Origin of the sequence: Mycobacterium sp. 012931, assembly GCF_000419295.1 — a bacterium.
Taxonomy (GTDB): Bacteria; Actinomycetota; Actinomycetes; order Mycobacteriales; family Mycobacteriaceae; genus Mycobacterium; species Mycobacterium marinum.
Genome location: NZ_AOPX01000001.1, coordinates 3,837,154 through 3,863,842 on the forward strand (window position 1 = coordinate 3,837,154; position 26,689 = coordinate 3,863,842).

General features: G+C 67.0%; 21 protein-coding genes and 4 pseudogenes. 12 read left to right on the plus strand and 13 right to left on the minus strand.

Going from position 1 to position 26,689, the window contains the following annotated elements; genetic code table 11:
• Position 1 precedes the first annotated feature (1 nt).
• The 6 genes from MMSP_RS16915 to MMSP_RS16935 are packed head-to-tail and all read right to left on the minus strand — an operon-like array spanning position 2 to position 4,272.
• Complete coding sequence (locus tag MMSP_RS16915) at positions 2-925, minus strand: NAD kinase (protein ID WP_015355933.1); 924 nt, start codon at positions 923-925, stop codon at positions 2-4.
• On the minus strand, positions 922-1,767 hold the full coding sequence (locus MMSP_RS16920; RefSeq protein WP_020787622.1) for a TlyA family RNA methyltransferase: 846 nt from the start codon (positions 1,765-1,767) through the stop codon (positions 922-924). The genes MMSP_RS16915 and MMSP_RS16920 overlap by 4 nt, the downstream gene beginning before the upstream one ends.
• 7 nt (positions 1,768-1,774) lie before the next feature.
• The gene (locus MMSP_RS26925) at positions 1,775-1,951 is read right to left on the minus strand and encodes a hypothetical protein (protein ID WP_012394238.1); all 177 of its coding nucleotides are present in this window, start codon (positions 1,949-1,951) and stop codon (positions 1,775-1,777) included.
• A gap of 24 nt (positions 1,952-1,975) precedes the next feature.
• Positions 1,976-2,986 (minus strand): HAD-IIA family hydrolase, encoded by a 1,011-nt coding sequence (locus MMSP_RS16925; protein ID WP_020787623.1) that lies wholly within the window; start codon positions 2,984-2,986, stop codon positions 1,976-1,978.
• A 2-nt stretch (positions 2,987-2,988) separates the two neighbouring features.
• Complete coding sequence (locus MMSP_RS16930) at positions 2,989-3,822, minus strand: tetratricopeptide repeat protein (RefSeq protein ID WP_200861950.1); 834 nt, start codon at positions 3,820-3,822, stop codon at positions 2,989-2,991.
• A gap of 60 nt (positions 3,823-3,882) precedes the next feature.
• On the minus strand, positions 3,883-4,272 hold the full coding sequence (locus MMSP_RS16935) for a DUF732 domain-containing protein (protein WP_012394235.1): 390 nt from the start codon (positions 4,270-4,272) through the stop codon (positions 3,883-3,885).
• Positions 4,273-4,914: 642 nt separating this feature from the next.
• Between MMSP_RS16935 and MMSP_RS16940 the strand changes: the two genes are divergently transcribed.
• From MMSP_RS16940 to MMSP_RS28695, 4 genes are all read left to right on the plus strand, one after another.
• Positions 4,915-6,177, plus strand: coding sequence for a YcaO-like family protein (locus MMSP_RS16940; protein WP_036426653.1), 1,263 nt, complete (start codon positions 4,915-4,917; stop codon positions 6,175-6,177).
• Positions 6,174-7,667, plus strand: a complete 1,494-nt coding sequence (locus MMSP_RS16945) for a TfuA-like protein (protein ID WP_020787626.1) — start codon at positions 6,174-6,176, stop codon at positions 7,665-7,667. The genes MMSP_RS16940 and MMSP_RS16945 overlap by 4 nt, the downstream gene beginning before the upstream one ends.
• Positions 7,668-7,842: 175 nt before the next feature.
• Positions 7,843-9,576, plus strand: coding sequence for a PE family protein (locus MMSP_RS29600; RefSeq protein ID WP_020787627.1), 1,734 nt, complete (start codon positions 7,843-7,845; stop codon positions 9,574-9,576).
• Between the two features lie 581 nt (positions 9,577-10,157).
• Entirely contained in the window at positions 10,158-10,889 is a 732-nt protein-coding gene (locus MMSP_RS28695) for a hypothetical protein (protein WP_235065919.1), read from the plus strand.
• Between the two features lie 49 nt (positions 10,890-10,938).
• On the opposite strand, the gene MMSP_RS28700 is transcribed toward MMSP_RS28695, so the two are convergent.
• Both MMSP_RS28700 and MMSP_RS27585 read right to left on the minus strand, forming a co-directional pair.
• Complete coding sequence (locus MMSP_RS28700) at positions 10,939-11,610, minus strand: hypothetical protein (RefSeq protein WP_235065784.1); 672 nt, start codon at positions 11,608-11,610, stop codon at positions 10,939-10,941.
• A 119-nt stretch (positions 11,611-11,729) separates the two neighbouring features.
• Positions 11,730-11,828: pseudogene (locus MMSP_RS27585) on the minus strand (transposase); the annotation flags it as partial.
• A gap of 97 nt (positions 11,829-11,925) precedes the next feature.
• Between MMSP_RS27585 and MMSP_RS26930 the strand changes: the two are divergent.
• Both MMSP_RS26930 and MMSP_RS28705 read left to right on the plus strand, forming a co-directional pair.
• The gene (locus tag MMSP_RS26930) at positions 11,926-12,102 is read left to right on the plus strand and encodes a hypothetical protein (RefSeq protein WP_020787629.1); all 177 of its coding nucleotides are present in this window, start codon (positions 11,926-11,928) and stop codon (positions 12,100-12,102) included.
• 341 nt (positions 12,103-12,443) lie between these two features.
• Positions 12,444-14,153 carry a PE family protein gene (locus MMSP_RS28705; protein ID WP_235065785.1) on the plus strand — a complete coding sequence of 570 codons (1,710 nt, stop codon included), beginning with the start codon at positions 12,444-12,446 and terminating at the stop codon, positions 14,151-14,153.
• A gap of 859 nt (positions 14,154-15,012) precedes the next feature.
• Here MMSP_RS28705 and tyrS read toward each other — a convergent pair.
• Positions 15,013-16,305, minus strand: coding sequence for a tyrosine--tRNA ligase (gene tyrS, locus MMSP_RS16975; RefSeq protein WP_020787630.1), 1,293 nt, complete (start codon positions 16,303-16,305; stop codon positions 15,013-15,015).
• 11 nt (positions 16,306-16,316) lie between these two features.
• Positions 16,317-16,928 carry a DNA-3-methyladenine glycosylase gene (locus MMSP_RS16980; protein ID WP_015355943.1) on the minus strand — a complete coding sequence of 204 codons (612 nt, stop codon included), beginning with the start codon at positions 16,926-16,928 and terminating at the stop codon, positions 16,317-16,319.
• 59 nt (positions 16,929-16,987) lie between these two features.
• Here MMSP_RS16980 and MMSP_RS16985 point away from each other — a divergent pair, with 59 nt between their 5' ends.
• The 6 genes and pseudogenes from MMSP_RS16985 (at position 16,988) to MMSP_RS29370 (ending at position 22,604) form a co-directional block, all read left to right on the plus strand.
• On the plus strand, positions 16,988-17,755 hold the full coding sequence (locus MMSP_RS16985) for an ABC transporter ATP-binding protein (RefSeq protein ID WP_020787631.1): 768 nt from the start codon (positions 16,988-16,990) through the stop codon (positions 17,753-17,755).
• A gap of 2 nt (positions 17,756-17,757) precedes the next feature.
• Positions 17,758-18,507 (plus strand): ABC transporter permease, encoded by a 750-nt coding sequence (locus MMSP_RS16990; RefSeq protein ID WP_235065894.1) that lies wholly within the window; start codon positions 17,758-17,760, stop codon positions 18,505-18,507.
• A 1-nt stretch (position 18,508) separates the two neighbouring features.
• Positions 18,509-18,751 (plus strand): annotated as a pseudogene (locus MMSP_RS26220) (TetR/AcrR family transcriptional regulator); the annotation flags it as partial.
• A 486-nt stretch (positions 18,752-19,237) separates the two neighbouring features.
• Positions 19,238-19,477 (plus strand): annotated as a pseudogene (locus tag MMSP_RS16995) (antibiotic resistance ABC transporter efflux protein); the annotation flags it as partial.
• 1 nt (position 19,478) lies between these two features.
• The gene (locus MMSP_RS17000; RefSeq protein WP_036426655.1) at positions 19,479-20,102 is read left to right on the plus strand and encodes a TetR/AcrR family transcriptional regulator; all 624 of its coding nucleotides are present in this window, start codon (positions 19,479-19,481) and stop codon (positions 20,100-20,102) included.
• 395 nt (positions 20,103-20,497) lie between these two features.
• A pseudogene (locus MMSP_RS29370) lies at positions 20,498-22,604 on the plus strand (PE family protein).
• A 185-nt stretch (positions 22,605-22,789) separates the two neighbouring features.
• Here the strand turns inward: MMSP_RS29370 and MMSP_RS17010 are convergent.
• From MMSP_RS17010 to MMSP_RS17020, 3 genes are all read right to left on the minus strand, one after another.
• Positions 22,790-23,227 (minus strand): VOC family protein, encoded by a 438-nt coding sequence (locus MMSP_RS17010; RefSeq protein ID WP_015355946.1) that lies wholly within the window; start codon positions 23,225-23,227, stop codon positions 22,790-22,792.
• 109 nt (positions 23,228-23,336) lie between these two features.
• Entirely contained in the window at positions 23,337-23,570 is a 234-nt protein-coding gene (locus tag MMSP_RS17015; protein ID WP_011739775.1) for a Trm112 family protein, read from the minus strand.
• Positions 23,563-26,547: an acyl-CoA synthetase gene (locus MMSP_RS17020; RefSeq protein ID WP_086085345.1), complete on the minus strand. Its 2,985-nt coding sequence runs from the start codon at positions 26,545-26,547 to the stop codon at positions 23,563-23,565. The genes MMSP_RS17015 and MMSP_RS17020 overlap by 8 nt, the downstream gene beginning before the upstream one ends.
• Positions 26,548-26,689 lie beyond the last annotated feature (142 nt).

A 26,689-nucleotide genomic window follows, 5' to 3' on the forward strand; every position in this document is an offset into this window, starting at 1 on the left:
GCTATTTCCCGCGCCAGCCGGTTACCGGCAGGCGGAACTTGTGAACCAGGCGATCGGTGAACGGCGCGCTGTCCAGGCGGGCCCACTTCACCGGGGTATCGCAACGGGTCACCTCCAGCCGGCTGCCGGCCGGCATCAACATCTCGCGGCGACCGTCGCAGAACACCATGGCGTCGTGCCCGTCCGGCTCGATCTCGACGGCGATCGTGGCTTCGGGGCTGGTCACCATCGGCCTCCCGAACAGGGCGTGGGCGTTGTTGGGCACCACCAGAATCGCTTCCAGATCCGGCCAGAGCACCGGACCACCCGCCGAGAAGGCATAGGCGGTGGATCCGGTCGGAGTCGACACCAACACCCCGTCACATCCGAACGCCGACACGGATCGCCCATCTATTTCGACGACCACCCCCAGCACTCCCAGCCGGGGCCCCTTTTCCAGGCTGACCTCGTTGAGCGCCCATCCCTTTTCGAGGTCGCAGCCGGCCTTGCGCACGACGACGTCCAGCGTCAGGCGTTCCTCTACCCGGTAGTCGCGCGCCACCACATGGTCGAGCACCCGGTCGATGGCCTCGGCCTCGGCTTCGGCCAGGAAGCCGATCCGCCCCAGGTTGACGCCGAGCACCGGAATCTGCGCGTTGCGGGCCAGCTCAGCGGCCCGCAGGAAGGTGCCGTCGCCGCCGAGCACCAAGACCAACTCGCAGCCGTCGGCGGCGCGCGGATCCGCGTCAACCACTTCGATATCGATGCCCAAGGCCCGCATGTCGTCGGGCGCCAGATGCAGCGACCCCCGGTCTACCGCCTCCGCCGAGAGCACCCGAAGGGCAATACCGTTGTCACCCAGGACCTTCTCAACCCGTCGTGCGGTTTCAGTGGCTTCGTCGCGCCCGGTGTGGACCACCAGCAGGACGGTACGGGTGGCGGTCACTGCGGGCCTCGTTCCGCGTGCCCGGCCGGTTCTCGGCCCGGACCTTCGGCCACGGCAGTTTGGATCGCATCCGAGAGCGTGTCATCGGACAACGGCCGATCGGTCTGGGCGCGCAGCCACAGGAAGTATTCGACGTTTCCCGACGGACCGGGCAGGGGGCTTGCCGTGACACCGACGGTGTGCCAGCCCAGCTCCCCGGCGCGCCGCGCGACCGACAGCACCGCCCCGGCGCGCAGGGCGGGATCTTGCACCACTCCGCCAGCATCGACCTGGCCCTTGCCGACCTCAAACTGTGGCTTCACCATCGGAACGATATCGGCGTGCGGCAAAGCACACGCAGCCAGCGCGGGCAACACCGTGGTCAGCGAGATGAACGACAAATCGGCCACCACCAGGTCGACCTGCCCGCCTATGGCCGCCGGGGAAAGATCGCGAACGTTGGTCCGCTCGATGACAATCACCCGCGGATCCGTTCGCAGTGACCACGCAAGCTGGCCGTACCCGACGTCGGCGGCGACCACCTCGGCGGCGCCGCGGTCCAACAGCACCTCTGTGAACCCCCCGGTCGACGCGCCCGCATCAAGACAGCGACGGCCGTGCACGTCAATGCCGAAAGCGTCCAAGGCACCGATCAGCTTGTGGGCTCCGCGTGATACCCAGCCGCGTTCGCTGTCGGCAGCAACCGTCAGCGCGGCCGTAGCCGCCACGGCGGTGGCCGGCTTCACCGCCGGCAGGCCATCGATACGCACTTTGCCGGCGCTGATCAATTCCGCGGCCTGCTGGCGGGAACGTGCGAGTCCCCTGCGCACCAGCTCGGCGTCAACGCGGGTACGCCGTGCCACGCCGCACTCAACCTTTCTCCGCCGACTCCAAGGCCTGCAACAACACGTCGTGTGCCTCTGAAAGGCGACGGGCAATGTCTTCCAGCTCAGCCAGAGACGGCCCGTTTGCACCATCCGCGACCTCGGGCAATTGAGCGAGTAGCGATTCGATTTCTGTGCGAATTTGGTCAGGATCAATAGTCATCGGACTCCCTACGCTAGTTGGCCGCTACTCGCTGTGCACCAGGGACCAGCGGTGCAGGCCCTCCCACGCGTGGTCGTCACCGCCGTTCACGGTGAACGGCCGGCCGTCGAACTGGGCATCCCACACCGCGCACGCGACGGCACGGACGATCGACAGATCGTCGCCCGCCTGCTCGCCGTTGGCACTGACCGTCACCGCCGCGCCGTCGACCTGCACTCGCCAGCCGGCCTGCGGTGCTACCGCCAACGTGGCGCGGTCCTGGCGCAGCGAGCGCAGGTCATGGCCGATATATGTGGGCCGGCAAACGGGATCGGCATGCACCGCATCCCGTGCGCTGCTGACCCCGGTGAGAACCATGAGACTGGGCAACCCGGCGGCGTTGGCCCCCTCGCTATCGGTGTCCAGCCGGTCGCCGATCACCAGCGGAGCACGGAAGTCGCCACGCCCCACGGCGTCTTTCATCAGTTGTGGCCCGGGCTTGCCCGCCACCTGGGGCTGTGCGCCGGTGGCGGTTCGCAGCGCGGCCACCAACGATCCGTTGCCCGGCAGCAGACCGCGCTCGGTGGGCAGCGTTTTGTCGACATTGGCGGCCACCCACAACGCGCCGGCCCGGATGGCCAGCGCCGCCTCGGCAAGCTCGGGCCACCCGATGGTCAGGGAAAGCCCCTGGACGACCGCATCGGGTTGGTCCTCGAAACGGCGCACCGGACGCAGACCGGCCGCGCTGATTTCGTCGGCCAACGCGTCGGCGCCCACGACCAGTACCTTCGAACCCGGTGGCAGGGCGGCGGCCAGCAGATGAGCGGCACTCTGAGCGCTGGTGACAACGTCTTCGCTGGTGGCCGTGAAGCCGAGCTCGCGCAAGTGCACCGCGACCTCGCCGGCGCTGCGCGACGCATTGTTGGTGACGAACAGCTTGCGCGCCGTGACCTCATCCAGCGACTCAACCGCGCCTTCGGTGGGCTGGCTGCCGCGGAACACCGTCCCGTCCAGGTCGATCAGCAGGCAGTCATATTCCTGCGCAATGTTTTTCACCGCTACTCGGACAGTTCGTCGACTCGGTCCTCGGCGTCGGTGACGCCTTCGCTATCGGCGGCCGCCGAACGCAGAAACCAATGCAACGCCTCGTCGCGACGGCCGAGCGCCAGCAACGTGTCGGCGTAGGCATAGAAAAGCCGAGCCGCGGTCGAGCCGGTCCGGTCCGGATCCAGCTGCGGTGTGGACAACAGGGTCAGCGCCTGCTCCAGCTGTCCAAGATCTGCCCGGGCCCCCGCGGCGACAATCCGCAACTCGTCGGCGTCGTCACCGCTGAGCTGCGTCGCTTCGGGACCGCGGGCCAGATCGATGGCCCGTTGCGGGCGCCCGAGGCCACGCTCGCAGTCAGCCATCAGCGCCAGCAACGCGGACTTGCTGCCCATCCTGCGCGCCGCTCGCAACTCGGCCAGGGCCTGACCCCAATCACCGCAGTGATAGGCCGCGATGCCGACGGCTTCACGAACCACGGCGATCCTGCTGGAGCGCGCCCGAGCCGCACGCGCGTGCGCCAACGCAGCCTGCGGGTCCTCATCGAGCAGCTCTCCGGCTGCCACCAGGTGGCGGGCGACTGCATCAGCGGTCGCCCGATCCAGGGTGCTCAATTCACGCCGGATCTCGGGTGCCAGTTGCTTGGCGTCCACGCCGGGCGGCGCCGCCGGACCTTCCGGCCGCGCGCGGGTCCCGTCACCGGATGCGTTTTGCGGCTGAGCCGGACGCGCTCGGCCCGGGCCCGACCACGAACCGTCACGATCCCGCCGTGGACCGCGCCGTGGTGCATCGCCCGACGCCGATCGCAGTCGTCGCTGCCCACCGCGACCGTGCCTGTCGTCGACCACTCGCTAGAGGTTACGGGCACGCCGGGCAGGCTCACAATCAGCCCGGATGGGCCCAGTGGGTCAGGCCTGCAGCCGGTTGGGCAGCAGGGGGTAGATCACCGCTGGGCAATAGGTCGCTATCGCGACCACGGTGAACGCGGCCGCGGTCTCGCGGGGCATCCCGTTCTTGTCGACCATCCTGGCCACCACGGACTCGAACGTCCCGTTTGGCTCCACCGCCATCGGGCACACCGACCTGCCCATTGCCATGGCTGCGGCGGGCTGACTGTAGGAGATGCCGGCGTTGTTCAGAGCCGTCAGGAAGGCATTGCCCATCATGTCTGCGTGTATCGGAGCCGCCACGGCCGCCGACACCCCGAACACCCCGGCGGTCAACGCCAGGAATCGAAGGGCCAGCGCCGGTCCGCCCGCGCGGCAGGTCCGTGGTGCACCGTCTGACTGCTGTGTCATCACCCGTTTTCACCTGTCAGTCGTGGAGCTCCGGACGCACAAATCACCGTGTGACAACAGTGCTCAACGACAGTCACATTCACGCCTCGGTGGGGTAAAGGTTTGCACACTAACGCGTTTTGCCGCAGGTGGTGAGGGGGCCAGGCGCTAGGACAGCCGCTCCTTGTCCCCCAATCGGGGGACAAGGAGTATCGGGCGGTTGGGGGAGCCGAATTTCCCCTTCCAATCAGCTGGTTGTGGGATAGCAGCGGCGTCGCGCCCCCCGCAGAATGGTTTTCAGCGCGGGAACGAAACAAGAGAACGAACCCGCTACCAGCACCGCAACTAAGTAGACCAATCGGCGGGGGCCTCTTTCGCCCCCATCCCCCCCAAGTATTGAGGCCCCCGCCGAACCCCCCCTTCACCCGAAGGGCAGCAACTACATAGACCATCGGCGGGGATCTCATACGCCCCCCCAAGTACTGAGATCCCCGCCGAACACCACTTCGCACAGCAGACAGAGAGAGCTCAGCGCTCATCTGATCCCCGACTGCCAGCGGGGTCTCATCGCCGCCCCCTCCCCCCCGCGATGAGATCCCGCTGGATCTTTTTCAGCGACTTTTCATGGCCCCTGTGCCGGCTCCAACTGAGTAGCGTGAAGCAATGCCCAAACCTCCCCGGCTTGGTACGCGGCAGTTGCCCCAAAAGCCGAACGGTCCGGATTGGTCGCACTGGCCGGTTCGAGTCCTCGGGCACGCCGACCCCACCACGATCGGGCATCGAGCCGGTACTCACCGGACCATTTCTCCCGATCAAACCTGGCAGGCGGTCCAACCGCTGCTGGCGCAAGCCGGAATCACCCGAGTCGCCGACCTGACCTGGCTCGACGATCTCGGGATTCCCACCGTGCAGGCGGTGCGCCCCGCCTCCCTGACCTTGTCGGTGAGCCAGGGAAAAGCCACCACTTACCGGGCCGCTCAGGTGTCGGCCGTGATGGAGTCCCTGGAAAACTGGCACGCTGAAAACGTCACGCCCACCATGTTGGCAACGCCGGCAAGGGATCTCACGGCGGAGCTGACCTACGACCCAGCCGACCTCAACCGGCCGGCAGGCAGTCTGTATCACCCTTCGGCCAAGCTCGACTGGATGGTTGCGACAACTTTGTTGAGCGGCCGACGGACCCTCGTGCCGTGGCTGTACACCGTGGTGAATGTCGCTGTCAACGATTCCTGGGGACCTCCGATGTTCGGCATGGACACCACCGGATTGGCTTCGGGCAACAGCTACCACGAAGCGACAGTGCACGCGCTCTACGAGATTATGGAGCGCCACGGCATGGCCACCGCCGAGCCCGGATCGACCCTTTTCCATGTCCCCCTCGAGGACGTCGCCCGCTCCGACTGCGCCGAATTGGTCGAAATGATCCACCAAGCTGGAAGCGAAGTGCAGGTCGCTCGCATCGACACGTGGGACGGCTTCTATTGCTTCGCCGCCGAGCTGACGTCGCCGATGTTGGAAGTTCCGTTCAGCGGCAGCGGACTTCACCATGACCCCAATGTCGCCCTGTCCAGGGCGATCACCGAAGCCGCACAATCGCGCTTGACCGCCATCAGCGGAGCCCGCGAGGACCTGCCCTCAGCGATCTACCACCGGTTCGCCCGGGTTCACAGTTATGCGGCGGTGCACCGATCCATGCAATCGATGCCCGACGCCGAACCCACCGCGTGGCACATCGACTACACCAACTCGCTGGGCGAGCTGCTGGCCACCGCAGCGACCGCGGTGACCAAACGTTCTGGCACCGAGCCGCTCGCGGTCGTCTGCGAATTCGCCGACGCCTGCGTTCCGGTGGTGAAGGTGATAGCCCCCGGTTTGTCCGCTTCGATAGCCTCGCCGATGCGAACCCCGCTGCAGGAGCACCAGTGACATTCACGACAACCGGCGGACGGATCGTCGTCACGGCCGGGCCCACGATCAGCGACGACGACGTGCACGCCGTGGTGCCCCACGCTGAGGTGGTGCCGCCGATCGCGTTCGGCCACGCTCTTGGTTACGGGCTGCGGCCCGGCGATGCGCTGCTCATTGTCGACGGCTTGTTCTTCCAGCAGGCATCGGTGCGTCACAAGGAACTGCTGACCCTGATCTCCGACGGCATTCGGGTCGTCGGTTCGTCCAGCATGGGAGCATTGCGAGCCGCCGAGCTGCACCCGTTCGGTATGGAGGGTTACGGCTGGGTTTTCGAAGGATATCGGGACGGGCTGCTGGAAGCAGACGACGAGGTGGGGATGGTGCACGGCGATCCCGAAGACGGTTATCCCATCTTCGTCGATGCGCTGGTCAACATTCGGCAAACCTTGGCGCACGCCGTCGAATCCGGTTTGCTACCAGCAGCTTTAGCGGATCAGCTGATCGACACGGCCCGCAGTACACCGTTTACCCAGCGGACCTGGAATCGCCTGCTGGACACCGTTGGCGCCGGCGAGAGCCAGAATCTGGCAAAGCAGTTGAGGTCTCTGCGAGTGGACATCAAACACGCCGATGCGGTGCTCGCGCTTCAAGAAGTGCTCCGCGGTCAAGCCAGTACCGCCGTGCGGCCCGGCCCACCCCCGACCGTGTGGTCGGAGCGCTGGCGGCAACGCTGGTCACCGCCGACGCCGGTGGCTTTGGACGCCGCGGAGAGCGCCGAGCCCGCGATCGACGCCATTGACGTTGCCGATATCGACGTACTTTCGCTGCTGAGCTTGTGCGCCAGCGATCGGTGGGCCTACCTGCCCGCATTGGAGCAGGTGGCCGCCTGGCACTGGAGTTTGAACCACCCCGACGCCAGCGGCAACGTCGGTGACCGGGCCGCGCTAGCTGCCGCCGAAGTCCCCTGCGACAGTTATCAACTCTCGCTGGAGACGGTCGCCCACCACTACGCATTGGCAACCGGCATCATCGACGACGCAGGTTTTCCCGAGCACGTCAGGGCGCATTGGCTGACCGCCGAAGAAAATTCCGCCCTTGGCGACGACGCGGTTGCGGTGTCTGCGCGGCTGACTACCCGCACCTTGTTTTTCGCCCGATCCCTGCCTGCCGTCGCGCATTTCCTGGACCTGCTGCGCGGCGACCCCCGGCTGCCGGAATGGCGCCTCATGGCCGCACGCGCGGTGGCCCGCCGCGATGAGCTGGCTCGTCAAAAACCACATTTGAACCTGCGTCGCCCGGATCCCGCACTGCTCAAGCAGCTGTTCGGCACGATATGGGGCACCCCGGTGGATCGGGTCGAGTTGGCCCAACGTGGCTTGATGACCGAGGACGCCTTCTACACCGCCGCCACTGTCTACGCGGTAGCCGCTGCCGACGGCCAGTTGCCAGCCATCGAGGTCGGCTGTCTGGGGCCCGTTCAGTCACGCCAGTCACCTCCGGCCCACTAGCGACTCTCGGGCGGAATCTGCTACCGAATTGGCGTCCAGCGGGACGCCGATCCGTATTCGAAAAATCCAGATATCCAACGGAGTCTCGCTATACAATCATTCACTTCCGATAATTCGGATTGCGTGAAAATCGGCGCGAAATATTCACCGAGTAGTGAATTGATGGGAGTAAAGCGTGTCATTTTTGATCGCGGCCCCGGACATGGTGGCAGCGGCGGCAACCGATCTTGCCAGCATCGGCTCGACTATCAATACCGCCAATGCCGCCGCGTCCGCCCTGACTACCTCGGTGGCGGCGGCGGCCGCAGACGAAGTATCCACCGCCGTCGCACACGTATTTGACACCTACGCGCAGGAATACCAAACCTTCGGTGCCCACATGGCGGCATTTCACGACCAGTTCGTCCAGACCCTCAAAACCGGCGCGCTCGCGTATACCGGCGCCGAGGCCGCGAACGCATCACCGCTGCAGGAACTACTCAACGCGGTCAACGCCCCCACCCAGGCACTCCTGGGCCGCCCATTGATCGGCAACGGCACCGATGGTGCTCCCGGAACCGGCGCCGACGGCGGGGCCGGCGGATTGCTGTGGGGCAACGGCGGCAACGGCGGCTCGGGAGCCGCCGGTCAAACCGGCGGCGACGGTGGTGTCGCCGGTCTCATCGGCACCGCCGGCAACGGTGGCGCCGGCGGCATCGGCGCGGCGGGTGGCATGGGAGGCGCCGCCGGGCTGTTCGGCGGCGGTGGCGTGGGTGGCGTGGGCGGAGCGGGCGCCGCCGGAGGCAGCGGCGGCACCGGCGGCCTGCTATTGGGCGATGGTGGTGCCGGCGGGATGGGCGGCGTGGGGATGGCTGGCGTCAACGGCGGTGTCGCGGGGCAGGGCGGCAGCGGCGGCCACGCGGTGCTGTTGGGCAATGGCGGCGCCGGCGGGCAGGGCGGCACCGGCATGGCCGGAACCGACGGGACCAACCCCACCCCGACCGGGACCGCGGGAACCGGGGCCTCGGGTACTCCTTTCTCCGGAGACGGTCACGCCGGTTCCGGCCACACGGGCGATAACGGCGCACCAGGTGAGAACGGCGGCACCGGAGGAACCGGCGGCGAAGCGACCGGCGCCGGGGGAATCGGCGGCACCGGGGGTAACGGCGGTGCCGCGGGCTCCGGAGGCGCCAACGGCGGCGATGGTGGGGTCGGCGGAGCGGCGACGGACACATTTGGCTTCGACAACAACCAAGGCGGCAACGGCGGCAACGGAGCCAACGGCAGTGGCCCCGGCGGCGCGGGTGGCGCTGGCGGGGACGGGGGCGCCTCGACAGCGGGCGGAGCGGCCACCGGCGGCAAGGGCGGCCATGGCGGCAACGGCGCCGCCAGCGACCTATCCGGCGGCAATGGCGGCGCGGCCGGCGCCGGTGGCAACGGCGGGAACGCCGGGCTGCTCGTCGGCAATGGCGGCGCAGGGGGAACCGGGGGTGTTGGCGGCTCCGGCGGCACGGGTGCCGCGGGCGGCGCCGGAGGCGCTGGCGGAGACGGCGGCACCGCGACTGGAAACTTCGACCCCACCGGTACCGCCGCCCAGGGACAAGAGGGTGGGGACGGCGGCTCCGGCGCCGACTCGACGGGAATCGGCGGCAACGGCGGCAACGGCGGCGGCGGCGGCAACGGCGCGGACGGCGGCGATGGTGGTGCTGCCGGGCTCAGCGGCGGAAATGGCGGCCAGGGCGGGTTGATCGGGGTTTCGGGAGTGGACGGCGCGGCCGGAATCGGCGGCCGAGCCGGTGCCGGTGGGGCCGGTGGCGCCCTCGGGGCCGGCGGCACCGGTGGCATCGCCGAGGGTCTGATCCACGTCGACGGTGACGCTGGGCTCAACGGTGTGGCAGGCACCTCCGGCAACGCCGGCCAACACGGCTAGACCTAACGGTCCAGCTGCGACTACCACCGGGGGCCGCCATCTCGGACGTGCGGGATCGCAGCTAGAACCGGATCGGCGCGTCACTGCACGACACCGCGCCCGGCGCGACCAAGATCGCCGAGAACCAGCGGGTAGCGCGCGGCCGCCCGCCGCTAGGGGCTTCCGCCCCTATCCGTTACCTCGGCTAACTGGTTCGATGGTTGAGGTGGGTCCAGCAATCGGGCTTGATCACGGCATCAGGATGGATGCCGCGCCCCCCGGTAGGCCGCGGTGGCCACCCAACTCGGCGGTCAAAGTTGACGCAACGGATCTTCTCGAGTCGCCGCAAAACAGTGAGCCCCCGTGCGCACCTTCGCTGCTCTCTGCGCGGCGGGGACCGGGTCAGCTGACGCCAGCGCCGCCTCGACCCAACCAGTCGCTGGATGGCCGGGAGGAGAGACATGGACTGCCCGAATTGCTCGACACCACACCCTGAGGCGGCACGCTTCTGCTCTCGTTGCGGCACCCCTTTGCATCCCGCCATTCAGAGGTCCCGGCACTTCGCTGCCCACCCCGAAGAACCGGTGCGTTCGCTGGCGGTGGTGAGCACCCTGATGCCGCACCTGGCCGGGGGACGCCACCACATCTACCGGGGCGCTATCGGGCTGGCGCTGGTGGCGGCGTTGATCGCCGCCGCATTCGGAATGCTCTCAGTCGCACTGATACTGGCCGCCATTGCGCTGCCCGCGGCGGTACTGACCTATATGCACGACCACGACTTATGGCGTGGCGAGCCGATCAGCGTTCTCGGCTTGGCCCTGCTGACGTCTCTGGCACTCGGTGTCGGGGTCGGGATGCTCGAACACCACCTCACCAAGCCGGTGCTGCTGGCCGCGCCGCGACATCGGATGCCGACCATGGCCCAGGTCCTGGAACTGGGCATCCTCGTCCCGGCGGTGACCTTTGTCGCGGTGCTGATTCCGCCTGTGCTGGTGACCGCCCGCAGCGCCTTCCGGCACTCTGTCGATGCCGTAGCCATCTGCTCGCTAAGCGGGGCCGCGTTCTCTCTAGGCCTGAGCGTGGCCATACAACGCGGCGCCTTCTCCCACCTCGGGGCTACCGCCGGGGATCCAGCTCACGTCGCGTTCATCGCCCTGACACTCGGCTTTTGCAGCCGATCATCTTCGCTACCGCCGCCGCGATGGCGCTGGTGCCGCTGCGCGGGGTCGGCGTCAATACCGTCTCGGGACTGGCCAAAGGTTTGGCGCTGCTGGTGCTTTACGGTTTGGCCACCGTCCTGCTGGCCCCCTACGGCACCCGTGGCATCGTGCTGACCACCTTGGCAGCGCTGGTGCTGGGCGCGGCCGGACTGCTCGGCGTGCGTTACGCGCTGCATGTCTCGCTGTTGGCCGAAGCCCAAGCGGCCCTCACTGGTGCCGCCACGTTGGCGCGTGCCCCTGGCACCCGCCAGGTCTGTGCCCACTGCGGCGCAATGATCGAGGCCGAGGCCGCCTTCTGCCAGGTCTGCGGGACAGCCACGGCCGCGCTGGCCCGCCACCCCGCCCCCGACGATGGCAACACCACTGTCGATGTGGGGGCAACAACCGCTGCCGAACCAGCAGCCGTGATGCCCGCGACCCCGCCGCGCACTCCCCCGCCGCTGCAGTTCCCCGGCAACGGAGTGCAGGTAGGGCACCGGCTGCGACCGGTCACGGTCGCCGCGGTCATCGTGGTGATCGTCCTGATCGCCGCGGCGGTGACCGCATTGATCGTCTTGAGCGGCACCACCGGCCGGACCAAACTGCCGCCGATGCTGCCCGGTGGCCATGCTGAGGCGACAGCGCCGGCGGGGTCCGGCCTCTCCCAACCCGTCAACCCGCCAACGGCTCTCCCGCCTGCGGTGCGGGGTGCACGACTCACGCTGACCTCGGCGAATGCGATCGCCATCGCGGACGGCATCTCCATCACACCCGCGCCGGGCTGGACGCTGACCGACCGGGGTCCGAACTGGGTGACACTGTTCGACCCCAACAACACGGCGGCGATACACGTCACGGTCAAACCAGCCGACGGCACCGATGCCGCCGCGGTATTGCAGGGCGATGTCAATCAGTTGATCAGCGCGCCCTCGACCGGTTTGACCAACGTGAACGTGATGGGGGCACCCACCAGGGGGGCAACTCCAGACCAACGACGAACAGTAACCAACTCGATCGTTCTCCAGATAGCCCGTGCCTACACTCCGGCCCCAATAGCGCGGCACCAAAGATCATCAACCCAGCTCACAAGCCTGCTAATCAACAACGCCGGAGCCCTGGGGCACCCACGACCAAGACCCTGCAGAGTGAGAAATTCCAGCAGGCAGCGTCGATGAACTACACCGCGGATTTCTCGGCACAGCTGGGCATTACCCACCTCATCGGAGTGTTCATGGAGTTGTTGAACACCTCGAACCATCAGTCGGCGTTCATCGACTACCGGGAGACCAGCGACGTGAGCGCCAGCTATGTGGGTGCGGCCCAGATGATGATTGACTCCATGCTCTGAACGCGCGAAGGCAACCCAGACTGTCGAAGTGCGACGCAGTGCCAATGACCGGCCATGCCCGGAAACACGCCGCGATGTGCGCGCGATAACCAAAAAAACAAATTCATCCGATGGTGGTTTTAGAAAATGTGTGCACATGAACACAAGAAAAGGCCGTGAGCAATTCATCATAGGGTGAATTCGAGAGGCCCGCCCGGTTGGTCTAAATTGACCATTGCGCTGAAATCGCAGCAATAGAGCGCGTATCTTTATATCGTGTTGCAGTCGGCTGTCGTGGCCATTCTCGAGGGCGCCGTCGGCAATTTTTTTCCTGGGGCGTCATGAACCGATGGGAGCGCACTGTGTCGTTTGTCATCACAGCGCCGGAGCTGATTTCGGCGGCAGCAACCGATCTGGCCGGGATCGGTTCGACGATCAGCGCCGCCAATGCGGCGGCGTCGGCGTCGACCACCGCGGTCGCCGCCGCGGCCGCCGACGAAGTGTCGACCGCCGTGGCCACGTTGTTCGGGGCACACGCCCAGCAATGCCAATCGCTGGGTTCCCAGATGGCCGCATTTCACGACGACTTCGTGCGGATTCTGGCCAGCGGTTCAAACCTGTACGCGACGGCCGAAGCCACCAATGCCTCGCCACTGCAACCACTGCTCGACCTCATCAATGCGCCCACCCAGGCCATCCTTGGGCGTCCGCTGATCGGCAACGGCTCCAACGGCACCTACCCCGGACAAGACGGCCGAGACGGCGGACTCTTGATCGGCAACGGCGGCAACGGCGCGGCCGGCGATTTCGGCCAAGCCGGCGGCGGCGGTGGGTCCGCGGGGCTATTCGGCGATGGCGGTAACGGTGGAACCGGCGGCGCCGGTTCGGCCGGGGGCAATGGCGGCACCGGCGGGCTGCTGTTCGGCAACGGCGGCAACGGCGGAATGGGCGGCACCGCCACACTCGGCTTCAACGGCGGCATGGCCGGAGCTGGAGGCAACGGTGGTAGCGCCTTGCTGTTCGGCAGCGGCGGCGCCGGCGGACAAGGCGGCACCGGTGTGGCCGGAACGAACGGCTCCAACCCCCTGGTCTTCGACACCGCAAACTCCGGCGCAGCCGGCCAAGATGTGACCACCACCGACGATCCCGCCGCCAACCCCCTCACCGGGGGCAACGGGTCGGAAGGCGCCGCGGGCAGCACCATCCAAAACGGCGGCGTTGGCGGGCAGGGTGGCGGCGCAACCTCCACCAACCAGAACAGCGCCTTGGGCGGAGAGGGCGGCAAGGGCGGCGACGGCGCCAATGGCGGCATGGGCGGCAACGGCGGCAGCGGGGACACCTCCGGTCAGACCGATGCGCCGCAGCCGTCGGCCACCGGCGGAAATGGCGGCAACGGGGGCGATGCCCAGGTTGCCGGTGGTGCCGGCGGCGCGGGCGGCTGGGGTGGCGACGGACATGCCAACCAGAGTGACGCCGTCGGTGGGGTCGGCGGGCGCGGCGGCGCCGGATTCGCCAGCAGTGCCGCCGGCGGCGCCGGCGGCACGGGAGGGACCGGCGGCCAGGGCGGCAATGGCGGCCTACTGTTCGGCAACGGTGGTACCGGAGGCGTCGGGGGCACCGGAGGCATGGGTGGCGCCGGCGCCGCCGGCGGAACCGGAGGCGATGGGGGTAACGCCGGATTCGCCATCGGCGGTAGCGATGGCACCGCCACCGGACAACAAGGCGGCGATGGCGGCTATGGAGCAGACTCGACCGCGGTCGGCGGAACGGGCGGGGCCGGCGGCACTGGCGGTAACGGCGGAAACGGCGGGTGGTTGATCGGTTCCGGTGGCGCGGGTGGAGTCTCGGGCACCGGCGGGGTCGGCGGCACCGGCGGTGCCGGCGGCGCCGGCGGGATTGGCGGGATTGGCGGCAACACCTCATCGTCCTCGACGGCATCCGTTGCCGGCGAGGGTGGTCACGGCGGCGACGGCGGCGACGGCGGTAATGGCGGCGCGGCCGGCGCGGTTGCCGGTGCGGGCGGTCGCGGTGGTTTGATCGGTGCGGCTGGCGGCCCTGCCGGCCCGCCCTAGTCCGGCTTTCCGGGCTCCGACGACTGCTGCGCAGTTACCGGCTACTCATCGGACACTTCCTTGACGGCCAAATCCATTGGGCCCCTGCGCCTTCACGGTAGACGGCCGAGGCGTGCATGGCTAGTCAAAATCAGTGGAAACCCATTGATAAGGCCACCGAATCACGTCCCACAATTGGGGGACAACGACTTCCCACAACCGGCGGATTGATTTCATATATCACAAATATTGTTTTAAACTATCCGCGTCCATAAAGATATCTGGAACAGAATACTAAAATACCATTCTGTTTTAGGCAATTCACACCGAAGATTGGGAATTTTGACGTGGCCATTGAACTGCTTTTCCGCGAGACCGAGACCACCTACTCGGCCTTCTATGCCGGCCTGAGCGCCGACGAGGTCGTTGAGTGAGCTGATCGCTCGAGACGCGCTGTCACGGTGGGGATCGGTTGATCGAGGGGTATTGATCCCCACCAAGGCACGGCCCGCCACCCCTCGGAAATGCCTGCCAGCCAACATCATTGCCGCGTGCCATGGAGTACGGACCCGGGCGGGCGGCAACGAAGTTCTATCCGCTGGACACACCGGCGCCGTTGCGCGGCACCGACGCGACAGCCGGGCTTCGAATTACCACGAGGCGCGCCGCGCGGTTATCAGTCAATTATCGGGTGTCCACCGCGCTGGGCGCCCCCGGCTTGGTCCCCCACCCAGGGCTCCGGCGTTCCCTGGTCCCCCACCAAGCCGCTCTCCAATCAATTCCAGTTTGCATTCACGGTAAGCCGCGAATAGCCGAGCCGCAGCGCCCAGTGCTTTGAGAAATGCTGGACTATGCATTTCATTCACCGGGAAAGAGCGGCTCAGCCGACGCGTTCCACTCCGGCGATGTTCCGCTTGCCACGGCGCAGCACCAGCCAGCGGCCGTGCAGGAAGTCCGATGTCTGCGGTACCCACTCATCGGTCTCGACCCGAATGTTGTTGACCGACACCCCACCTTCGCCGATGGTGCGCCGCGCCGCGCCCTTGCTGGCCGAAAGCCCGGTGGCCACCAGCAAATCCACGATGCCGTCCGGGGTGCCCGGTTCGAGTTCGGCGATGCTCGTCTCGCGCAGTGCCGCCCCCAGAGTCGCCTCGTCGAGCCGGCTCAACTCGCCATGGCCGAAAAGCGCTCGGCTGGCGTGCTCGACGGCCTCGGTGGCCGCCTCCCCATGCACCAGGGTGGTGAGTTCGGCCGCCAGCCGGCGTTGGGCGGCGCGCTGGTGGGGCCGCTCGGCGGTGGCCTGCTCCAGCTCGGTCAGTTCCTCGGCAACCAGGAACGTGAACCACCGCAGGTAGCGGATCACATCCGCGTCGGCGGTGTTTACGAAGTACTGGTACCAGGCGTACGGGCTGGTCATCTCGGGGTCCAGCCAAAGGCTGCCGCCGCCGGTCGATTTGCCGAACTTGGTGCCATCGGCGGCGGTCACCAGCGGGACCGTGAGGACGTGCACCGCCGCACCCGACTTTTGGCGCACCAGGCGGACTCCGGCGATGATGTTGCCCCACTGATCCGATCCGCCGATCTGCAGCGTGCAGCCGTGGCGCCGGTGCAGTTCGACGTAGTCGTTGGCCTGCAGCAGCATGTAGCTGAACTCGGTGTAGGAGATCCCCTCGCCCTCCAGCCGCCGCCGGATCGTGTCCCGATCCAGCATCACGTTCACCGAGAAGTGTTTGCCGACGTCACGCAGAAACTCGACGGTCGACATGGCGGCGGTCCATTCGAGGTTGTTCTCGACGATCGCGCCGGTGGGAGATCCGTCGAAGTCGACGAAGCGTTCCAGCTGGCCGCGGATCCGCTCGGTCCAGTTGGCCACGGTATCGGCGTCGTTGAGACTGCGCTCACCGATGTCGCGAGGGTCGCCGATCATCCCGGTGGCCCCACCCGCCAACACGATGGGACGATGGCCCGCTCGCTGAAATCGCCGCAACGCCAATAGCGGCACCAGGTGTCCGGCGTGAAGGCTTGCCGCGGTGGGGTCGAAACCGGCATAAACCGTCAGCGGCGGGCGCTGTGCGTCGGCGGCCAGCGCGTCAAGGTCGGTGGACTGGGCGATCAAGCCGCGCCAGCCCAGCTCGTCGAGGATCCCAGCTGACCCAGAAGAGTTTGAAGACATCGCGCAAGACTCTAGTCGCTGGCCCCGAGGGCGGGTGCTCGTGGACTTCGTCGATACGCCGACACCTCCGGACGGTCGGCCGACCACAACCGCCAGGGCCTGTCGGCGGCGCGGCTGACTCCCACCCGCGGCCCCGAGACCGCCGCGATCGGTTCGTGCAGCTGAAGCGTCACCGGACTGGCCGGGTCAAACAAATCAATCCCGTTGTCATCCATGGTGATCCCTAGCGCCGAACACAGGTTTCCCGGACCACGCCCGAGCGCGGCGGTGGCAACCAGCCCACCCCGGCGGGACCGGGCGACATCGGTACCGCGACCAATGGCGCACGCCCTGAGCAGCACCGCCGCGGCCGTACCGTCGGGACCACACGCGACGTTGGCGCATACGTGGATTCCGTGGCTGCGGTAAGTGTAGAGCCGACCGGGTGGACCGAACATGACGCGGTTGCGCGCACTGGGTCCGCGATAGGAATGGGCCGCCGCGTCGGGCCACGGGCCGTCGGGAACCCCGCCGTAGGCCTCGACCTCGACGATGACGCCGCACACCCCCCGCGCGGCGATGGTCGCCCCGAGCAGTCGATGTGCGGCAGGTACCGGGTCGACCAGCAGTTGCTCAGCGCTCATCGCAGCGATTGTGCCCTTCCTCTTGACAAACCCCCACTTCTAGGTCGACTATTCATCGCATGGTGACTTCAACACGCGTTGAATCGCTAACAGGTGGGTCACAGCCGGCTGTCAGCATCAAGCACCTACGGGTCATCCGCGGCAAACACTCCGCGCTGCACGACTTCTCGGTCGACATTGCGCGCGGCACCATCACCGGCCTGCTCGGGCCATCCGGGTGCGGTAAGACCACCCTGATGCGCAGCATCGTCGGCACCCAGATCGTGACGTCGGGAACCGTCACCGTGCTGGGTCATCCGGCCGGTTCTGCCGTGCTGCGCCGCCAGGTCGGATATCTGCCACAAGATCCAGCGATCTACCACGACCTGCGAATCATTGACAACGTCCGTTACTTCGCCGCCCTCTACGGCTACAACAGGCAAGCCGCCGATGATGCGATCGCGCGAGTGGGCCTGACCGATCACCGCACCGACTACTGCGCCAACCTGTCCGGCGGACAGCGAACCCGGGTGTCGCTGGCGTGCGCGCTGGTGTGCCACCCCACCTTGCTTGTCCTCGACGAACCTACGGTGGGCCTGGATCCCGTTTTGCGCGTAGATCTTTGGCAGCAGTTTGCCGAGCTAGCCCGCGCCCGAACGACATTGCTGATTTCCAGTCATGTCATGAATGAAGCCGAGCACTGCGGCGATCTGCTGCTGATGCGTGCCGGCCGCCTAGTGGCGCAGACCACCCCGACCCAACTACGGAAGGACACCGGATGCATGTCGCTGGAGGAGGCGTTTCTCTCCATGATCCGCCGCCACACCACCACGCACCAGGCCCAATAGGCCTGCGCGCCTACACCGCTACCACCACGCGAATCCTGCGTCAGCTCGCCGCCGATCACCGCAGCGTTGCGATGATCCTGCTGGTGCCGGTGCTGGTGATCACGCTGATGTATTTCATGTTCGAAAATGCCCCGCACCGCCCCGGCGCGCAAACGCCGTTCAACAACGCGTGTTTGATCCTGTTGGGCCTGTTCCCGCTATTCGTGATGTTCATCATCACCTCGATCACGATGCGGCGAGAGCGGGCATCCGGGACGTTGGAGCGGGTACTGACCACGCCGCTGCGGCGGCTGGACATGCTGGCCGGTTACGGCACAGCATTTTCGCTCGCGGCCGCGGCACAGGCCACGGTGGCTTGCATCGTCTCGTTTTGGCTGCTCGGGTTCGACACCGCGGGCAGTCCCGTGTGGGTCTTCGTAATCGCAGTCGTCAACGCCATTCTGGGAGTCGGTTTGGGATTGTTGTTCAGTGCCTTCGCCCGCACGGAGTTTCAGGCCGTGCAGTTCATCCCCTTGGTGATGGTGCCGCAGTTGCTGCTGGCCGGCATCATCGTCCCTCGTGCGGTCATGCCTACCTGGCTCGAGTGGGTCAGCAACGCCATGCCCGCAAGCTATGCTCTGGAAGCCTTGCAGCAGGTGGGAGCTCATCCCGAGCTCACCTACATCGCTCTTCGCGACATCGTCGTCGTGGTGGTTTTCGCGGTCGCATCCCTTTGCCTGGCCGCCGCAACCCTACGCCGACGGACACCCTAGCGTGGAAACGACAAACACCGGACGCCGGCGACCTGGACGCCCCACCGGCACCTCAAACACCAGGGAACACATCCTGACCTGTGCGCGAGAACTCTTTGCGCTCAATGGTCTTGACCGAACCTCGGTCCGGTCGGTGGCTGCGGCCGCCGGCGTGGATGCCGCTCTTGTGCATCACTACTACGGCACCAAACAACAGCTGTTCGCTGCCGCCATCCAAATCCCCATCGATCCGACCGTAACTCTCAGCACTTCTTCTGGGCGCTCGGCGTGCCGGGCCAAGGCTGGACCAGGAACCCATGCCGCGCCGAGAACCGTTGCGGCGTTTACCTTTGCCGCGACTTTTTGACAGTCGATGTCACCGAATGCGGACACCCGACCTGGGGAACGGCACACCCCGGGCGGCCGGCTCACGACATCGGCCGTCGACCGCAACGAATTCCAGAACTGCCGGACGCTGTTACCGACGTCACTATACTAAATAGTATTCTTCGCCTATACCATCTGGTAGGTAGATATGGCTGCCGAATTGCGGATTTCCAGCCATCCCCTGGATGAAGCCGAGCACTGCGCCGATGCGTGCTGGCCGCCTAGTGGCGCACACCACCCCGAACCAAGTACGGAAGGACACTGGATGCATGTCGTTGAAGGAGGCGTATCTCTCCATGCCGATCACCGCAGCGTTGCAATGGTCCTGCCGGCACTGACCACGCCGCTGCGGCGGCTGGACATGCTGGCCGGTTTGCCGCAATTGCTGCTGGCCGGCAGCATCGTCGCTGCTGCAGTCGTGCCGACCTTGCTCGAGCGGGTTTGCAACGCCATGCCCGCAAGCTATGCTCTGGAAGCCTTGCAGCAGGTGGGAGCTCATCCCGAGCTCACCTACATCGCTCTTCGCGACATCGTCGTCGTGGTGGTTTTCGCGGTCGCATCCCTTTGCCTGGCCGCCGCAGCCCTACGCCGACGGACGCCCTAGCGTGGAAACGACAAACACCGGACGCCGGCGACCTGGACGCCCCATCGGCACGTCAAACACCAGGGAACACATCCTGACCTGTGCGCGAGAACTCTTTGCGCTCAATGGTCTTGACCGAACCTCGGTCCGGTCGGTGGCTGCGGCCGCCGGCGTGGATGCCGCTCTTGTGCATCACTACTACGGCACCAAACAACAGCTGTTCGCTGCCGCCATCCAAATCCCCATCGATCCGACTGCGGTGCTCGAGCAGATTGTCGAAACCCCCGTTGACGAACTCGGGCTCAAGCTGCCGTCCGTGTTACTGCCACTGTGGGATTCGGAGCTGGGCACCGGGCTCGTCTCGACCCTGCGGGCGTTGATGGCAGGCACCGAGTCGAATCTGGCGCGTTCTTTCCTGCAGGAGGTGGTGACAAGCGAAGTAGGTTCGCGAGTCGACTCCCCCACCGGAACCGGCAGGATCCGCGCCCAGTTCGTGGCCTCTCAGCTGCTGGGAGTGGTGATGGCTCGCCACATCGTCAAGATCGAGCCCTTCGCCTCACTGCCGGCCGACCAGGTCGCACAGGCCATCGCTCCCACCCTGCAGCGCCACCTCACCGGTGAGCTGCCAGAGGAGATTGCGTCATGAAACGAGCGCACTCGTCACCGATGACGCCGACGACAGCGATGAGGCTGTGGGACCGCTCGACCAACAACACCGGGCCCTCGCCCGCGCTGCAGTAGGCACCGCTTAGCCATGGGCGGCCAGGCAAAACCTACCGCCACCCAGATGCGACAGCCGACACCGGCCAGCCCGGCACACCAAGACTCTCAGCACTTCTTCTGGGCGCTCGGTGTGCCGGGCCGAGGCTGGACTCGAGACCGAACGCCGCGCCGCTTCTCGGCGCGGTGCTTACCCGTTGCCGCTACTTTCATACCTTTCGGTATGCATTCCTATACTATTTGGTATGCAGATGTGGCTGCCGATGGCCAGGACGAGTACCACTGGGTGGCCGCCGCTCGCGAGCGTAGAGGAGCCAACCAATGTCATTTTTGATCGCAGCACCCGAGATGCTTACGGCGGCGGCAGCGGACATCGCGACGATAGGGTCGACGATCAGCGCCGCCGATGCCATAGCGGCCGCCCCCACGACCTCGGTGCTGGCGGCCGCCGCCGACTAGGTCTCGCTAGCGATCGCTGGCCTGTTCAGCGCGCACGCCAAGCAGTATCAGGCATTCAGCGTGCAAGCGGCGACGTTCCATGAGCAACTCGTTCGCTCCCTTGCCGCCGGCGGCTTCTCCTATGCGACCGCCGAGGCCGCCAATGCATCACCGTTGGAGTTCCTGCTGGACGCCGTGAATGCACCCGCCCAAACGCTGTTCGGACGCGACCTGATCGGCAACGGTACCGACGGAGCTGCCGGTACCGGAGCGAACGGCGGAGATGGCGGGCTGCTGTGGGGCAACGGCGGCAACGGCGGGTCCGGCGCGACCGGGCAGGTCGGCGGTTCCGGCGGAGCGGCCGGGCTGATCGGCACCGGTGGCACCGGAGGGGCGGGCGGCACCGGCGCGGCCGGTGGCACCGGCGGCGCCGGCGGGTGGCTATTCGGGGACGGGGGCATCGGTGGGACCGGTGGCGCCGGCGGTTCCGGCGGCGCCGGTGGGGTGGGATTCGGCAGCGGAGGCACCGGCGGATTCGGCGGTGCCGGCGCGGCCGGCGGTACCGGCGGTACCGGCGGCGATGGTGCCCTGCTGTGGGGCAACGGCGGCGCAGGCGGGCAAGGCGGCACCGGAATAACGGGCATAAACGGGGGCTCCGCCGGCCACGGTGGTAGCGGCGGCAACGCGGTTGGGCTATTGGGCTCCGGAGGCGCAGGCGGGCAAGGCGGTACCGGTCTGGCCGGGATCGACGGCGTCAGTTCCCACGGCTCGGGGACGGCATCCACCGGCGCTGCCGGAACCAATGTGGAACATTCGACCGCGCCGCCCCCGACCGAGATCTATGGCGGTGCGGGAGGTCCGGGCGGTGGCGGCAGCCTCGACAGTCTCAACGGCGGCACCGGCGGTGCCGGCGGGAGCGCGACGGTGCACAACACCCAGAACGCAATCGGCGGCAACGGGGGTGACGGGGGTGCCGCCGGCCTCTTCGCCATCGGTGGCAACGGGGGCGACGGTGGGCGCGGGGGCAATGCGCTAAACGACTACTCCACCGTGACCGGCCATCGGTGGCAACGGGGGCGACGGTGGGCGCGGGGGCGATGCGCTAAACGACTACTCCACCGTGACCGGCCCCTCCGCGACAGGCGGTAATGGAGGCGCCGGTCATGATGGCCACATCGGTGGCGGCGCCGGTGGCACTGGCGGGGCCGGCGGCAACGGCACGTCCGCCGACGGTGTGGGCCACGGCGGCAATGGTGGTATCGGCGGCAACGGAAACTCGGCCTCCAACGGCGGCGGTGATGGCGGCAACGGCGGTGCGGGCGGTACCGGCGGCCACGGTGGGCTGCTGATCGGCAACGGGGGTGCCGGCGGTATCGGTGGCACGGGAGGGTCCGGCGGAGCCGGCGCACCGGGCGGCATCGGAGGTGGCGGCGGCGGGGGCGGCATCGGCACTGCGACCAATTTGGGCATCGCTGCCGAGGGTAGGCTCGGCGGCGACGGCGGCGATACCACTACCGTCGGCGTCAATGGCGGCACCGGTGGCGTCGGCGGCAACGGCGGTAATGCCAGCTCGGTATTCGGATTCGGCGGCAACGGTGGCGCCGCCGGTACCGGTGGCGCCGGAGGTGCCGGCGGGGCCGGAGGTGCCGGCGGGGCCGGAGGTGCCGGCGGGGCCGGAGGTGCCGGCGGGGCTGGAGGTGCCGGCGGAACCCCCAGCGTCAGCGGCAATATCGGCGCTGTCGGAGGCGACGGCGGCGACGGCGGCGATGGCGGGGCCGCGGGCGCTGCCGGCGGCGCGGGGGGCCAGGGAGGTTTTCTCGGCAGCGCTGGTGGCTCCGGTGTTGGCGGTGCCGGGGGCGCGGCCGGCAACGGCGGTAGCGCCGGTGCCGGCGGCGACGGTGGTGTCGCGGCGGGAACCTTTGGCGTGAATGGCAGCGACGGTGCCGACGGTAACCAGGGCGCACCCGGCACCGCCGGTCAGGATGGGTAGCCGACTGGATAGGCCGACGATAGGTCGCAGCGTTGTCGCCGACGCCTAGTGCGCGTCTGACACTCCCGGCTGCCAGACGATCGGTGCGGTGCGGCCGGCAACGGCGCGACAGTCGATCCCCTACTGGACGAACTCAGAGCCCCGAATGGGTAAGCGGCACAGCCAAAGTGGGCCGATTTCGGATGTCAGCGCGCCGTCAGCTCCTCGGCGAGCATCACAATGATGCCGCTGGGACCGCGTAAGTAAGTGAGCTTATAGATGTCCTGATAGGTCGCCACGCCGCGTAGTGGACGGCATCCGTGCCTCGCGGCAATCTCGAGAGCCTGGTCGATATCGTCGACCGAGAAGGCAACCCGATGCATTCCAATCTCGTTGGGCAGCATGGGCTTCGACTCGATCACCGGTGGGTGGATGTACTCGAAGAGCTCGAGACGACCGTGCCCGTCTGGCGTCTGGAGCATCGCAATGTTGGCGTGGTTGCCATCAAGGCCGACGGCAGTGTCGGCCCATTCACCACTGACCGTGTCACGACCGACGACCGTGAGACCGAGGTCGGTGAAGAAGGAGATCGTTGCTTCGAGGTCGCGAACGGCGATGCCGACATTCTCGAGTTTGATGGCCATGCGTGGCACGCTACCGGGCCGGACCCAGCCACGAATCCTCGTCGCGTTCGTTGTGGCCGTAGGGACGTTCTCCGATAGTCACGCCCCGCCGCATTGTCGGGTTGCGACGTCAGCCCGCCGGCGAATCTGTCGGTAAGCCCGCTGCCGTGAAGCGAGCGTGCTCATCGTCGGTGACGTCGCGGGCCTGATCGATCAGCAAGACCGGAATGTCGTCGTCGATCCGATATGCGCGCCGTAGCCGCGGGTTGTAGAGCAGCCGGCCCCGTTCGCCGTCCTCGACGAGCAGCAGCGGACCCCGGTCGGCCGGGCATACCAGGATCTTGAGCAGCTTCTCGTCAAGCATCGGCGGGCGCCTCGCCGCTGAGTTCGGCACGTACCGCCGGCGTCAACCGCCGGAACTCGCTGGTGTCGGCATCGAAATACCACGCCTGGCGTCCCGGCTTGGGAAGCCCGGCCGCCCGCAGGGCGCTGACCGTTGGACGGTAAGTCGCGCTGAGCGAGAGCGTCGGCACCACGTGCACGAGGTCGGGGCCCAGGCCGATCGGCATGCCGGCCACGGCATCGGTCAGATCGGCTCCCGTGATGGTCGCGCCCGGGCGCAGTGTCACTGCCAATACCGCGAGCTGATGCTCGCCGACCGAGACTTCGTAGGTGACCGCAAGGTCGACGGCGTCGATGAGGCCGAGCGCGTCGGTGACGGGTTCGGCATAGATCATCCCGCGCGCGGTGCGCGCCACCGAGCCGCGCCGGCCCACCAGCCAGAAGTCTCCGTCCTCGTCGCGGCGGAACAGGTATTCGGTGGATATCCAGGTGTCGGCGGGGGCAAAAACCCCGCGTTTGACCGAGGCCGTCGGATCGATGGGCCCTCTGGATTGGGCCAGCAGCACCCCGACCTGGTTTGCCTCGGCGATCTGCACGAAGCCACGCTCGTTCTCCAGAATCAGGTCGTGTTCGGCATCGTAGGCACCGAGCTCAACACGTCCGGCCCCGGGCAACGGCCGACCTTTGCTGCCGATCTTGGCGCCGGACACGTTGGCCAGCACCGCCTGTCCGTCGGTAGTAGCAAAGAATTCGACGACGTGAGCGGGTGCGAACGTCTCGACGACGCGCTCCCAGAGTCCGGTCGGCATCCCAGAGCCGATGAACAGCCGCACCGGATGGTTACCGTGCAACGCAAACTCGGGATTGTCGACCACGTCACGCAGCATCGCCCAGGTGTAGGACACCACCGTCACGCCGTATCGCCGCACTTCGTTGAGGAACCGATCGGGCCGCAATCCGCGGGACAGTGCAATGCGGGCGCCTCCAACAACCGCACCGCCCAAGCTGACCAGCAGCGCGGACTCGTGGTGCAGCGGCGTCAACGCATAGACCGTGTCCTTGCGGTCCAGCGAGGCCGTGGAAGCGGTTCCAAAAGCCGACACCGCCCAGCGATAGTTGGTGATCTGCTTCGCCACCAGCTCACCGCCGATTCCGCTGAACGCGATAAAGGCCAGATCCCTTGCTAGACCAGGGTTCTGCCGATACCAGGCGGGCAGTTCGACGGCGTCCGGGTCGATCTGTTCCATGTCGATGACGTCGGTGTCCTCGGGCAGGTCCAGATCGCGCGCCTCGCCACCGCCCAGCACCAATATCTGCCCCGGCAGTTGCCGCGCAGCAGCGAGATTGGTTGGGTCAGCCAAGATCTCGGTCGCTCCCCCGAGCCGAACCTGGGCGGCCAGGTCGACGTCCTGGCGCATCAGCACCGCCACCGCCCCCAACCGGGACAGCGCCGCGATCGCGACCAGGGCGCTGGGCCGTGTCTCCATCAGCACGCCCACCCGGTCACCTTGTCGCACACCGACTTCGATCAGACCCCGAACGACGTTGTTGATGCGCCGGTTCACGGCCTCGTAGGTGTGCACGCGATCGTCGAACAACAGGAATTCGCCCTGCCGTGCGTCACGTGCTTGCTCATCGATGATGCGGCCCAGCGAAATTCGGGTGTGGTCATTGAGTTGGCCCAGTCGAGCCAGGCGCGGCAGCGTGCGGACCGTTTCGACGGCCAGGGTGCGTACCGATCTATTGGCCGCAAAGACCGCCTCAGCCGCACCGCGAGCCACGGCCAGCGCCGCCTCCGAGACCTCCCCGAGGCCGTGCGCGACGCGGGAGCTGAACGCGACACCGCTGTCGGTGTGTTCGGCCGGCTGCTCGACCATCAGGCTGATGTTGGCCGGCTTGTCTGCGTCGCGAGACAGCCAATTCACCCAGTCAGCGACGGTCGGCCAGCTCTGCTGGGCAGCCCTGGATCCCACGACGAGGCCGAAATGGCCCGTCCGGATCAGGCATTCGTAGACATCGGTGTTGGGTGCCGCGCGCCGGATACCGCGCACCGACGCCGGCTGCCCGATGTCGTCGACTTCGCCGACGAACGCCAGTACCGGGCAGGTGATATCGGTGAGTGTCACCATCTGCCCGTTGATGGCGAAACCACCGGTCATCATTCGGTTGTGCGCAATGAACTGCTTGAGCAGCTCCGAGATCGCCGGACCCGACCAGGCGATCCACCCCTCGCGCTCGAGGAATTTGCGCTGCTGCTCGCGCGGCAGCAGCGCTTCACGGTCGTGCAGCTGACGCACGAAATCCACCCGGGCCTTGGCGGTCTTGAGCGGGTCCATCATCTGAAAACCGGCGCGCGCCATCCAACTTGGGATATCCAGCCGGTTGAAGACGTGATCGGCCATGAAGTCTGCGATGGCGGCCCCATAGTTGGCCGGAATGCCCATCGGCAGAGCCGCCAAGGTGTCCACCGGGGAGCCGAACGCCACGATGCTGGCGATGTTCTTGGAACGCCGATACGCGGCGGCCTGATAGCAGAACATGCCCCCTTGCGAATACCCGACGATGTGCACGTCGCTGCCGGTGGTGTCCTTGACCGTGTCGATGACTTCACTGAGCGCCACGATATGGTCGGCGAGGTTGCGGCGCATGCCGCCCTCGACTTTGTCGGGTGAGCCGAAGTCGATGACCCAGGGGTCCAGTCCCCGGGCATGCAAGATTCCGACGGCGCCTTCTTCTCGGGTGACGTCCCACATGTCGGCCGACATCATCATCGGGTGCACCATCAACACCGGCGGTCCGACCGGCGGCTGACCCGGCCGGTTGTCCGGCGGAAAGTATCGTCGCAGCTTGTACATGGGTACGCTCTCGACGATCTGCGAAGGCGATGGGACGCTGCCCGTTTCCAGGCCTCCCAGCCGTAGCACTTCCAAACCATTCTGGGCGGTGGCCACCAGACGCTCGACCGGACGTGTGACCATCGACAAATTGAGATCCACCACTGCTCCTGAGTGCTCCCTGCATAGGCCTTAGGCGTGGCCATCATGGCACATACGCGCGCTGCGCGGTTTTGGTCACGCTGTTTGTCGGCCGAAAGACCCCGCAGACCCCGTCCCGGCGGTGCCGGACACACGTGCGCGGATC

Bases quoted from the DNA above. Each gene is read 5' to 3' on its own strand.
- MMSP_RS26925 (WP_012394238.1), bottom strand. From the start codon at position 1,951: ATGACTATTGATCCTGACCAAATTCGCACAGAAATCGAATCGCTACTC.
- MMSP_RS16980 (WP_015355943.1), bottom strand. From the start codon at position 16,928: ATGAGCGCTGAGCAACTGCTGGTCGACCCGGTACCTGCCGCACATCGA.
- MMSP_RS16985 (WP_020787631.1), top strand. From the start codon at position 16,988: ATGGTGACTTCAACACGCGTTGAATCGCTAACAGGTGGGTCACAGCCG.
- tyrS (WP_020787630.1), bottom strand. From the start codon at position 16,305: ATGTCTTCAAACTCTTCTGGGTCAGCTGGGATCCTCGACGAGCTGGGC.
- MMSP_RS17010 (WP_015355946.1), bottom strand. From the start codon at position 23,227: ATGGCCATCAAACTCGAGAATGTCGGCATCGCCGTTCGCGACCTCGAA.
- MMSP_RS17015 (WP_011739775.1), bottom strand. From the start codon at position 23,570: ATGCTTGACGAGAAGCTGCTCAAGATCCTGGTATGCCCGGCCGACCGG.
- MMSP_RS16940 (WP_036426653.1), top strand. From the start codon at position 4,915: ATGCCCAAACCTCCCCGGCTTGGTACGCGGCAGTTGCCCCAAAAGCCG.
- MMSP_RS26930 (WP_020787629.1), top strand. From the start codon at position 11,926: ATGAACTACACCGCGGATTTCTCGGCACAGCTGGGCATTACCCACCTC.
- MMSP_RS16935 (WP_012394235.1), bottom strand. From the start codon at position 4,272: ATGACACAGCAGTCAGACGGTGCACCACGGACCTGCCGCGCGGGCGGA.